This is a genomic window from Cryobacterium luteum (assembly GCF_900110125.1).
Classification (GTDB): domain Bacteria; phylum Actinomycetota; class Actinomycetes; order Actinomycetales; family Microbacteriaceae; genus Cryobacterium; species Cryobacterium luteum.
In genome coordinates, this window is record NZ_FOCN01000009.1 from 114,589 (window position 1) to 125,781 (window position 11,193).

Below are 11,193 nucleotides of genomic sequence, written 5' to 3' on the forward strand. Positions count from 1 at the left end.
GAAAGACGACTCATGACCGCTGCAGCCCTGCTTGAAGACACCGTCGACCTTGTCGGCATCGATTCCCTGCTGACCGAAACCGAGATCTCCCTGCGCAACGAGGTGCGGGATTTCGTCAACACCACTATCAAGCCGAATATCGCCGAATGGTATGAGAAGGCGGTCTTTCCGCTCGATATCATTCCGCAGATGGCCAAGCTCGGGCTGCTCGGCATGCACCTGAAGGGTTACGGCTGCCCCGGTCGCACCGCGGTCGAATACGGCCTCGCCGCGCTCGAGCTCGAGGCCGGCGATTCCGGGCTGCGCACCTTCGTGAGCGTGCAGGGTTCACTCGCAATGAGCGCCATCCACAAGCACGGCTCCGAGGAGCAGAAGAACGAGTGGTTGCCGCGCATGGCTGCCGGTGACGCCATCGGCTGCTTCGGGTTGACGGAGCCGTCTGCGGGTTCGGACCCGGCTAGCATGACCACCTTCGCGCGCCGCGACGGCACCGACTGGGTGATCAACGGCACCAAGCGCTGGATCGGCCTCGCCACGGTGGCCCAGGTCGCGATCATCTGGGCCATGACGGACGACGGGATTCGCGGCTTCGTCGTACCCACCGACACCCCTGGTTTCGTCGCCACGCTCATCGAGCCGAAGCTCTCGATGCGTGCCTCCATCCAGTGCGAGATCGAACTGACCGAGCTGCGTCTGCCCGACTCCGCCATGCTGCCGAAGGCGCGCGGCCTGCGCGGACCGTTCGAGTGCCTCAATGAGGCCCGTTACGGCATCGTCTGGGGTGTCATGGGAGCTGCTCGCGACAGCTACCTCACCGCGCTGGCTTTCTCGAAAGAGCGGATGCAGTTCGGCAAGCCGCTCGCGGGCTACCAGCTCACGCAGCAGAAGCTGGTGAACATGGCCCTCGAAATCAACAAGGGCACCCTGCTCGCGCTGCAGCTCGGTCGGCTCAAGGATGCCGGTACGCTCGCTCCGCACCAGATCTCGGTGGGCAAGCTCAACAACTGCCGGGAGGCGATCGCCATTTGCAGGGAGGCTCGTGCGATGCTCGGCGGCAACGGCATCACCCTCGACTACTCCCCCATGCGCCACGCCAACAACCTTGAGAGCGTGCGCACCTATGAGGGTACCGACGAGGTGCACACCCTCATTCTCGGCCAGCACATCACCGGCATCGCCGCCTTCCGCTGAATTAGACTGGGCGCAGTGTCTTCAACCAATCCAACCCAGCGCCCGCCGACCGTTCCGGCGTTCGTGCTCGGCGAGCTGCGTCGGCTGATTGCGGTCGGTGACCTGGTTCCCGGGCAGCCGTTGCGACAGGAAGACCTGGCTGAGCGACTCGGCGTCAGCCGGGTTCCGGTGCGGGAGGCGCTCAACACGCTGGAAACCGAGGGGCACGTCGTGCACGAGCCGCATCGCGGCTACCGGGTGACCGAGCTGTCGCTCGCCGATCTGCTCGAGGTCTATCGGCTGCGTCAGCTGCTCGAGGCCGAAGCTGTGCGCGCCACGATCGCGCTCGGCTGCGCGCAGGTACTCACCGACCTGCGTGCGGCCGGCGCCGATGTCGAACGCGCCAACGCGGCCGGCGATCTGCTCGCCATGAACGAGGCCAACCGGCGGTTTCACTTCGTGCTCGTGACGAGCGCCGGGCTGCCCCGGCTCGAACGCATTCTGCGTGCGCTCTGGGATTCGACCGAGGCCTACCGCCGGCTCTACTACGAGGAAACAGGTAATCGGGCACGGGTCGAGCACGAGCACGCTGGCATCATCGAAGCGTTCGCCGCAGGGGATACCGAGCTGGTCATCCGCTTGCTCGACGAGCATCGCGGCCATGCCACAACCGCGCTCGGCGCGTTGCTTCAGCCTTAGGTCACGAGAAATTCGAGGTCACCGACCCCGTCGATGCCCGCTCTGACGACGTTCCCGGGTTCGATTCGGCCGACACCGGCGGGGGTGCCGGTGAAAATGAGGTCGCCGGGCCGCAGGGTGACGAAGCGGGAGAGTGCGGCGATCACGCCCGGCACCGGCCAGATCTGGTCGGCGAGGTCGCCGGTCTGGCACCTCGCACCGTCGACGTCGAGCCAGATGCAAGCGGCCTCGGGGTGGCCGACCACACTCGCGGGGGCGATCGGTGTGCAGGGCCCGGAGAAATCGAAGCCCTTGGCGAGGTCCCACGGGCGACGCAGGGCCTTGGCAGCGTTCTGCAGGTCGCGCCGGGTGAGGTCCACGCCGGCGCCGTAGCCGAAGACGTGGGCGAGGGCATCCGTTGCCGCAATGTCGGTACCGGCGACGCCGATCGCCACCACGAGTTCCATCTCGAAGTGCAGGTTGTCGGTCTCAGGCGGATAGGGAACAGTGTGCGGGGCCACTCCGCGTGCGAGAACACCCTCGGTGACGGCGAACACGGCGTCCGCCGGTTTGGCGAAGAAAAACGGCGGCTCCCGGTCGGGGTCGTTGCCCAGCTCACGGGCGTGCTCGGCGTAATTGCGGCCCACGCAGTACACCCGGTTCAGGTAGAACCGCTCGCGGGAGTCGACGATCGGCAGGCTGGTGGGTGTCGGCGGTGAAAAGGGGGCAGGTGAACCAGTTTCGGTGGTGCTGAGCGGCATTTTCTTGTCCTTATCGAGGTGTCTGTGCAGAACTGCGGAAATTCTGAGTTCTACTGCCGGCGAGTGGGGATTTCGAGGTCATCGGGAATCTCCGACTTCATGAACGGGACTCAGGCGAGCAGGGCCGCGATCACGAGCAGCGCGGGCATCGAGGCGATCGTGGTGAGCAGAACGGTGTCCCGGGTGACGACGATCGCTCGGTCGTAGCGGGACGCGAAGTTGAAGATGTTCTGCGCGGTCGGCAGCGCCGACACTGCCACTACAGCGAATAGTTCGGCGCCGTCCAGGTCAAACACAAAATGCCCGAACAGGTAGGCGATGATCGGCATCAGCACGACCTTAATCGCGGTGGCCGCAACAACCTGTTTGCGCCCGGTGCCCGCCTTGAGCAGGCGCTGGCCGTGCAGGGACATGCCGAACGACAGCAGCACCATCGGAATCGCTGCACCTCCGATCAGTTCGAACGGTGCGAGCACCGGAGCCGGAAGGGTGATGCCGAACGTCGCCACGAGCACGCCGGCGAGGGAGGCAAGAATCATCGGGCTACGAAACGGCTGAGTCAGAATCGACACGAAGGAGGCCCTCCCGCGGGTGGCCACATCGAGAATCGCCAGGATGGTCGGTGCCAGAATCACCAACTGCAAGAGGAGTACCGGAGCCACATACTGGGCGCTACCGAGCACGTAAATGGCCACTGGCAGCCCGATGTTGTTCGCGTTCACGTAGGTCGCGCTCGATGCGCCGAGCACCGTCTCGGCCATGGGCGTTCGAAAGAACAGCCGGGCAGCGGCAATATAGAGAAGCACGCCGACGACGATCGTGCAGACGATGGCCAACAGAAACTCAGAGAACAGCACGGTGACATCAGCGTGCGAGAGCACGGTGAACAGCAACGCGGGCGTGGCGACGAAGAAGGCCATGCGGTTCAGTACCCGACCGGCGCCCTTCCCGGCAATGCCGAATCGCTCGATGAAGTACCCGATCAGGATGACAAATCCGATAATCGAGAAGCCGACCAATACACCGCCCATTCTGTTGAGCCTAGGGGTTCGCCCGGCCTCTCACCCGCGCGGCTCTTTCGGGCTGGCGCGCCGCGTTGCTACGCTCAACGCATGCCCCGACTCGACGTTCCTGGCGCTTCCCTGTATTACGAGACTCAGGGGGACCCCGACTCGCCAGCCCTGTTGCTGATCCACGCGGGTATCGCGACCCTGCGCATGTGGGATCCGCAGGTCGCTGCCCTCGCGGCGCACCACTACGTCATTCGCTTCGACACCCGTGGATTCGGCCAGACGACGACCGAGAATGTCGAATTCTCCAACCGAGCGGATGCCACGGCGCTGCTCGATCATCTCGGTGTCGCTCGCGCCACCCTCATCGGCTGCTCGCGCGGCGGCACGATCGCGATCGACCTGGCTGTGGAAAGCCCCGAGCGGGTCACCGGCCTGGTCACGATCGGATCCGGACCGAGCGGGTTTCCCGACGTCGGACTTACCGAGAAGGAGGATGCCCTGTTCGACAAGTTGGATGCAGCCTTCGCGGCGCGGCAGTGGCCGCGGCTGGCCCGGCTCGAAGTGGCGCTCTGGGCGGTCGGACCCACTCGCAAGGCGGCCGATGTCGACCCGGCCTTTCTGGCTCTCGCGCAGGAGCTCAATCTGCGCAACGTCATCCACGCCACCGAAGCGCCGATCCCTCTGCCGCTCGAACCGCCGGCCCTCGACCGGGTCAGCGAGATCGATATTCCGGCGCTCGTCACCGTCGGTGAGCTCGACGTCACGAGCGCTCTGGCCCACTATGAGTTTCTGTTGGAGATGCTGCCGCAGGCCAGCGGATGCACCTTCCACGACACCGCGCACCTGCCGAGTGTGGAGCACCCGCTCGAGTTTCAGCGGGTTCTCGTGAGCTGGCTGGCGACCAACAGTCTCTGATCGAGTATCGCCTCCTCCCCCGGCAAAAGTTCTCCACAGACAGTGGCGCGGTCAGTCCCCGAATTTCCTCGCCCGGTAGCCTGTGGGGAGAGTGACCGATTGTGAAAGAGCGATTGTGGGGAGATCGATGTCAGAGCACGAGCCAGTTCAGACCGGGGAGTTTTATCTCCGCCATGTGGGACGAATCATCTGGCCGCGCCACCTCACCGACCTCACCGACACGACGCTCTGCCCGGCCTGCCACGCTCCGCTGAGGTCGCCGGTGTGCTCGGCGTGCCGGCTCGACCTGCGGCATGCGACCGCAACCGCATTGCTGGCCACCTCCGCGGATGCCGCGGCAGCCCTGGAAAAGCGTGCCGAGCTGATCGGGCGCATTCGCTACGAAACTGAACCCGGCCGGATCAGCGTGCCCAAGCCCGTTGCGGTCGCGCAGCCGGACGCCAATTTGACCAGCGCCATGCGGCCGGCACCCGTCCAGCCGCCGGTCGCCGTTCCCGCCGCGCCGCGCGTCGCGCTCCCCGTCGCGCTCCCCGTCGCGCTCCCCGTCGCGCCGCCGGTCTTCGACCCGACGGCCAGCACCCGGGATCCGCGCCCGGTCGCGCCTCCGCGGGACCCGTCGTACCCGCAACCCGGCACCGCGCCGGTTCTGCCCGCGAAGCCCCAGCGTTCCAGCGTGCAGGTCGTGTTGCTGTCCATCGGCGTGCTGTTGGTCTCGGTCGCCGCAATCTTCTTTCTCACCGTCGCGTGGATCGTCGCCGGACTGGGCTTTCGCTCGGTTGTCGTCGCACTGCTCACCGTGGCAGCCCTCGTGGTCGCGGCCCGGATGCGTCGCTCACGGCTCACCGCCACCGCAGAGGGGATCGGTAGCTTTGCCGTCGTGCTCGTGCTGCTCGATGTCTGGGGCATGCGGCAGAACAACCTGTTCGGGCTCGCTGCCGGTGACGGCGCGCTGTACTGGGGTGTCGCCCTCACGGTCTGCGCGGCGCTTTTTCTCGGCTGGCACGACCGGTCGAACCTCCGAGTTGGCAGCGTCGCCGGCTTCGCCGTCGCGGCTCCCGGTATCGGGCTGCTCACGGCCGGTCTGTTCGAGAGCCAGGACCCCATCACCCGCGTGTTTGTCGGCTTTCTCGGCGCTGCCGTCGGTGCGCTCCTGCACCGTGTGACGCTTCCCCGGCCGACAGCGGTCACCGGCCGGCGGCCGGTGATCGATCGCTTTCCCGAGCGGATGCTGCTGCTCGCCCTCGGCGCGCTGGGCCTCGTCGTGTCGGGTATCGTCGCGACCTTCGTCGAATCCGACAGCCGCATCGCCCCGGTCTGGTGCCTCGGCGCGGTCGCGGCCGTCGCCACGGCGCACGCCGTTCTCGTGCTGCGCGCGCCGCAGACCGCGCTCGTGGCCACGATCACCCCGCCGCCAGCCAGCCTGCCAGCCCCCGACCGGCAGGCCGGCATCGCCGCCGCCATGAGCGCCCTGCTCGCCCAGCCTGCAGACCTGCGCGCTGCGATCGCGACGGCCCGATTTATGGCCGAATATCGATTCTTCGCCTATCTTGCAGCGTCACTGGCCGCGTTGGCCGCAGCGGGCATTGCGCCGGTCATTGCCGGTCGCTTCGACAACCTGCCCTTCTCCCTCACCGCGCCCGTACTGGTTGCGGCGGCCCTCGCCGTCGCCCTCGAATCGTTCAGCCGTCGTGTCGTCACCTCCGCCGCAGCGCGCACCGCCGGGCTCGTGGCGGCGGGATCGGCGGCCATCGTCGGCGTCGTCCCACTGCTCCTCACGGTCTGGTACGCAACCCGGCCGCTCGCCGAGGCCACCGAAAACGGAGTGCGCGGCCGAGAAATCGTCACCGACCTCGCCACCGCCGACAGTAGTTGGGCCGTGTTCGCCCTGGTCGGAATCGGTGTGATCCTGCTGCTCGGATGGACCCTCGGGGGGCTGATCCACGCTCGTCGCCAGATCGTGGCCGGCCTCACGCTGGCCGTCATCGTTCTCGCGGTTCCCTTCGTGGGGTCGGTCGGGATCATTGTCGCGCTCTACCTGCTGCTCGGCACCGGGGCGCTCACCGCCCTGCTTTTCGCTCGAACACCCGAGTCCGCGCCCAGTCCCGGCAGCGGCAACAGAACCGGCCAATTCTCTCTTGGATTCTTGCTCCCAAGCCTCGTCGGGCTGCTGATTGCCGGTGAAACGTTCGGCTATCTCATCAGCTGGGCGCACCCGACAACCTGGTGGTTCGGCACTGTCTCGCTCGTGCTCGCCCTCTGGTTCGCGCGCCTGTTGGTGATGGTGCCTGACGCGGGCCCTGTACCGGTAAGAACAGCACCGGTAAGAACAGCACCGGTAGGCCCAGCTTTCACCGCTGAGTCACGCGCACACGCTCGCGGAGCGCTGCTGGCCGCAGCGGTCGTGGTCGCCCTGATCGGCGTCGCTCATATTCCTCTGGCCCTTGCGCCGTATCAAATCTGGTCGGATCCGGTCAACCTGGCCAATGTCACGGCGGCCCTCGCCCTGGCCACGGCACTGCTGCACCTACTCGTTGCCGCCGCAGCATTGCGGCCGACGGTACTCCCGCCCCTCGAGCGGCGCTGGGCTTTCTACACCCTGCTGGTTCCGAGCGTTGTCGTCTTCGCCCTGCCCGTTCGATCGTGGGCGTTCACCGCCGACGAACCGTTGCTCCAGCCCGAACCGTTCGGTTCACTCCTGCGCGCCGGTCTGCTCGTTCTCGCGTGCGCCCTGTGGGTGCTCCTGCGCGCTAACCGCGGCGGCCTGCACGCGGAACGGGCCATTGCCGCCGTCGCGTTGGCCCCGATGCTGTTTCTGCTGGTGCGCGAGGTCTTGTTCGCAACGGATGCCGTCGCATCCGTTTTCACCCTCGCCCCACCGGCGGTCGCGCTCGTGGTCTGCTCGCTCGCGCTGTTTCGCGGCAGCGTTTCCATCGGTACCGCTGCGACCGGCACCGCTGCCGACAACGAACGCGTCGACCGGTTCGCCCGGCGCGACCGGATCGCCCTCGAAATCGGTGCGGCGTTCGTGCTCGTGCCGGCCGCCGTCACCGCGGCGATCACTTTCCGTTCGCTCGGCTGGCTCGTGATCGTGCTCGCCGGCATCGTGGCGCTCATCATGGCGATCGCCCCCGATGGGCTTTTCGGCTCTCAATCGAATCGACGCCACCTCGGCTGGCTCGCCCTCGCGCTCGGTACCGCCGGCCTCTGGCTGGGCCTCGCACGGGCCGGAACAGTGGCGCTCGAACCTTATGTAGTGCCCGTCGCCGGCGTCGTGCTCGTCACGGCCGCGCTCATTCGCCGCTATGGCCGAATCGATCGTGCCAGTGCGGCGAGCCCGGTGGCCGCACTACTGACCCTGGCCGGACTGCTGATCGCCCTCGCACCGCTCGCCCTCGCAGCACAGTCGGGGTCGCTGGTGCGCGCGGTCGTCGTCGCCCTCCTGGCGGCAGCCCTGGTACTCGGTGCCGGGGCGGTGCAGTGGTCGCCACCGCGATCGCACTATCTCGCCGCGGCCGGTCTGGCGGGATCCGTCGCCCTGGTAGTCACGGCCGTCGTACAAACCCAACGGCTGCGCGGCGCTCCCGGAGCGCCCGATGCACGCCTCGAACTCTGGTTGTTGTTGCCTGCCGCCGTCGCCGTCGCGACCGCCTTCCTGCTGGCACGCCAAGCGGATGCCGCCTCCGCTCCGCTTCGTCGCGGCGCGAGTATCGCGACCGTGCTGGTGTGGGCATCCGTTGTCACCTGGATCGAACTCGCCGTGGCCATCTCCCCCGCCGATGCGGGCCTATCGACGCCGCGAGCCCTGCTGCTCGTAGTCGCGCTCTCGGCCGTGCACGTGCTGGCGCTCTGGCACCCCCACCCGCCGTTTGGGGCGCGCACGGCCTGGGGCGTGCTCGCACTGGCCGGCCTGGCCGCTTTCACGGCCGCGACGTTCGGCGTGGTCGACCCGTTCGAACTCGTCACCGTTCCGGTGGCGCTCGCGCTGTTGGGGTCGGGTTGGCTCCGTTTGCGGAGCGACCCGAGGGCGCGCAGCTGGCCCTGGACCGGCCCCGGCCTGCTGCTGCTCCTGGTGCCGTCGCTGCTGCTGGATCTCACCTACAGCGACCTGTGGCGCATCGTCAGCCTCGGTGTTGTCGCGATCATCGTGCTCGTGATCGGCAGCACGCGGCGACTGCAGGCGCCGTTCATGATCGGCGCTGTCGTGCTGCTGATTCACGGTATCGCCCAACTCTGGCCATGGATCGCCCTCGCCTACAGCGTCATCCCCTGGTTCCTCTGGCTCGGCGGCGGCGGAATCGTGCTCATCGTGCTCGCTGCCCGCTACGAACAGCGCATCGCGAACCTCAAGTCGGTGGCCCTGCGCATCAGCGCGTTGCGGTAGCCGTACCGCGCCGTGAGTCGGCACAGAACGAGTCGGCACAGAAAGGCTGGGGCCCCGGTCCGCATCGGGGTCACCTTTCTAGTGAAAGAGTGCCATCAATCGGAGTACGAGAACCCCAGCTGCCCAGAATAATACTCAGTTTTCGGCCGAACGCAAGACTTAATTCCTAGTGGAGCGCAGATGGCTAACTGCGACCAACCCACCGGTCCATCGACCGATACACGCCGAAGACCCGACCGGCGACGGCGTCCCACGCCGCTAACGGCAGCCCCCCGCGCAGCACCTTCGACAGGGTCACCGTCCACGGCAACAGCAACTGTGGCTTACCGGCGAGCATCGCCCGCCACACGCGGTCGACCACGTACTCCGGGGTCATCAACGGGGTGAGCAGCGGCCCACGGGCACCCGCGAACATGCCCGTGTCGATGTAACTCGGGCAGACCGTGGTCACCTTCACCTGCCCATACCCCTGCTGCACGAGTTCGAGCCGCAACGAATCGCTCCAGCCGATCAGCGCCGCCTTGGAGGCGGCATAGACGCTCATGCGCGGGGTGCTGAGAGTTCCGGCGGCCGACGCGATGTTGACGATACGCGACTCGCGGGATCCGCTCGCAATCATCGCCGGCAGAAACTCGCGGGCGATATACATGGGAGCGAGCGCATTGATCTGCATGGTCGGCCGCGTGTCGGCGCCGTTGTCGTGTTCCCAGAAATACTTGCCGCGAACGATTCCGGCATTGTTGATGATGACGTCGGGGTCACCGATCTCGGTGCGCACCCGCTGAGCGGTCTGCGCGATGGCGCCCAGATCGGCGAGATCAACGACGTAGGGGGCGATTCGGGTGCGTCCGCTCGCGCGTTCATTCAGGATGGCGGTGGTCGCGGCGAGCGCCGCACCGTCGCGGTCCCACAGAATCACGGCTTTCGCCCCCTCGGCGACGCAGCGGTCGGCATACAGGCGGCCCATTCCCATGGCGGCTCCGGTAATCAGCACGCAGGCTCCGGCAACGGTTCGACTCATACTCCCATCATGCCGTCTGTACCGGCTGCCCGGGACTACGCTCGATTCAGCGCATGAGCGCGCACATGACAGCCGCGGGGAGATGCGCATGGATTTTCAGACCCTTGCCATCATCTCCGTGATCGCGCTGCTCGGGCCGCTGCTGGCAACGCCGCGTCGCTGGAATATTCCCGTCGTCATCGGCCAGCTCGGCGCCGGCGTGATCGTCGGCCGCACCGGATTCGGCCTCATCGACGCCGCTGACCCCACGCTGACCTTTTTAGCGGATGTCGGATTTGCGTTGATCATGTTCGTGGCCGGCACGCACGTACCGGTTCGTTCCGGTGCGATCCGCGCAGCGCTTTCGGCCGGTCTGGCGCGTGCCATTCTCGTGACCGTCTCGGCGAGCGCCCTCGGCGTGGCCATTGCGATGATCTTCGGCACCCGGCACGCCCCCTTGTATGTCGTGCTGCTCGCCTCCTCCTCGGCCGCTCTCGTGCTGCCGCTCATTCATTCGCTGGGGCTGCGCGGTCGGTCGATGCTCCAGCTCACCGCGCAGGTCGCGATCGCCGATATCGCAGCGATCGTGGCGCTTCCGCTCGCCATCGACCCGCCGAATGCCGGCCGCGCCGCGCTCGGCGCTGCGCTGGTGGCGGTGCTGGCTGTGGCCCTGTATGTTGTGCTGGCCTGGCTGGAACGAAACGGCTCCCGACTGCGGCTGCACAAGCTCTCGGCCAACCGCAAATTCGCGCTCGAACTGCGCATCCAGCTGGCCATTCTGTTCGCACTGTCGGCGGTGGCTGTGTTCAGCCACGTCTCGGTGATGCTCGCCGGGTTCGCCTTCGGCCTCGCCGTCGCGGCAGTCGGGGAACCACGCCGCCTCGCCCGCCAGCTGTTCGCCCTCGCCGACGGATTCTTCGGACCTCTGTTCTTCGTCTGGCTGGGCGCCTCGCTCGCCCTGCGTGACCTCGCCGACCACCCACAGATGATCGCGCTCGGACTGACGCTCGGCCTGGCCACCCTGCTCACCCACGCGACGACCCGCGTGCTGGGCCTCCCTCTCTCGCACGGGCTGCTGTCGGCGGCCCAGCTCGGAATTCCGATCGCGGCCGCGACGATCGGCACCCAGCTGCACGTGCTCGCCCCCGGCGAGGCGGCGGCCCTGCTGCTCGGCGCGCTCGTGACCATCGCGGTGACCGCGGTGGCGAGCGGATGGGCGCGGCCGCGCGCGGTATCCGCTTCGCTGGCCTGACCGGCCTGCAGACCGGCAGACCG

8 protein-coding genes are annotated in these 11,193 nt (G+C 67.3%); 5 read left to right on the top strand and 3 right to left on the bottom strand.

Annotated elements, in window-relative coordinates; translation table 11 throughout:
- Positions 1-12: 12 nt before the first annotated feature.
- Positions 13-1,191 carry an acyl-CoA dehydrogenase family protein gene (locus BMW72_RS10850; RefSeq protein ID WP_092110421.1) on the top strand — a complete coding sequence of 393 codons (1,179 nt, stop codon included), beginning with the start codon at positions 13-15 and terminating at the stop codon, positions 1,189-1,191.
- A 15-nt stretch (positions 1,192-1,206) separates the two neighbouring features.
- Complete coding sequence (locus BMW72_RS10855) at positions 1,207-1,869, top strand: GntR family transcriptional regulator (RefSeq protein ID WP_092110423.1); 663 nt, start codon at positions 1,207-1,209, stop codon at positions 1,867-1,869.
- Here the strand turns inward: BMW72_RS10855 and BMW72_RS10860 are convergent.
- Together BMW72_RS10860 and BMW72_RS10865 are read right to left on the bottom strand one after the other, a co-directional pair.
- A complete protein-coding gene (locus BMW72_RS10860) occupies positions 1,866-2,609 on the bottom strand; it encodes a fumarylacetoacetate hydrolase family protein (protein ID WP_092110425.1) in 744 nt (247 codons plus the stop codon). The two genes, BMW72_RS10855 and BMW72_RS10860, sit on opposite strands and share 4 nt — an antisense overlap.
- A 110-nt stretch (positions 2,610-2,719) precedes the next feature.
- Complete coding sequence (locus BMW72_RS10865) at positions 2,720-3,640, bottom strand: AEC family transporter (RefSeq protein ID WP_092110428.1); 921 nt, start codon at positions 3,638-3,640, stop codon at positions 2,720-2,722.
- A gap of 81 nt (positions 3,641-3,721) precedes the next feature.
- On the opposite strand from BMW72_RS10865, the gene BMW72_RS10870 reads away from it, so the two are divergent.
- Together BMW72_RS10870 and BMW72_RS10875 are read left to right on the top strand one after the other, a co-directional pair.
- Complete coding sequence (locus BMW72_RS10870) at positions 3,722-4,537, top strand: alpha/beta fold hydrolase (protein WP_092110430.1); 816 nt, start codon at positions 3,722-3,724, stop codon at positions 4,535-4,537.
- 127 nt (positions 4,538-4,664) lie between these two features.
- Entirely contained in the window at positions 4,665-8,918 is a 4,254-nt protein-coding gene (locus tag BMW72_RS10875) for an SCO7613 C-terminal domain-containing membrane protein (protein WP_134450423.1), read from the top strand.
- Between the two features lie 184 nt (positions 8,919-9,102).
- Here BMW72_RS10875 and BMW72_RS10880 read toward each other — a convergent pair whose 3' ends face one another.
- Positions 9,103-9,939: an SDR family NAD(P)-dependent oxidoreductase gene (locus BMW72_RS10880; protein ID WP_092110435.1), complete on the bottom strand. Its 837-nt coding sequence runs from the start codon at positions 9,937-9,939 to the stop codon at positions 9,103-9,105.
- Positions 9,940-10,027: 88 nt separating this feature from the next.
- On the opposite strand from BMW72_RS10880, the gene BMW72_RS10885 reads away from it, so the two are divergent.
- On the top strand, positions 10,028-11,170 hold the full coding sequence (locus BMW72_RS10885) for a cation:proton antiporter (RefSeq protein ID WP_092110491.1): 1,143 nt from the start codon (positions 10,028-10,030) through the stop codon (positions 11,168-11,170).
- Positions 11,171-11,193 lie beyond the last annotated feature (23 nt).

Coding starts and splice junctions, on each gene's coding strand:
- BMW72_RS10850 (WP_092110421.1), top strand. CDS start 13: ATGACCGCTGCAGCCCTGCTTGAAGACACCGTCGACCTTGTCGGCATC.
- BMW72_RS10860 (WP_092110425.1), bottom strand. CDS start 2,609: ATGCCGCTCAGCACCACCGAAACTGGTTCACCTGCCCCCTTTTCACCG.
- BMW72_RS10865 (WP_092110428.1), bottom strand. CDS start 3,640: ATGGGCGGTGTATTGGTCGGCTTCTCGATTATCGGATTTGTCATCCTG.
- BMW72_RS10870 (WP_092110430.1), top strand. CDS start 3,722: ATGCCCCGACTCGACGTTCCTGGCGCTTCCCTGTATTACGAGACTCAG.
- BMW72_RS10875 (WP_134450423.1), top strand. CDS start 4,665: ATGTCAGAGCACGAGCCAGTTCAGACCGGGGAGTTTTATCTCCGCCAT.
- BMW72_RS10880 (WP_092110435.1), bottom strand. CDS start 9,939: ATGAGTCGAACCGTTGCCGGAGCCTGCGTGCTGATTACCGGAGCCGCC.
- BMW72_RS10885 (WP_092110491.1), top strand. CDS start 10,028: ATGGATTTTCAGACCCTTGCCATCATCTCCGTGATCGCGCTGCTCGGG.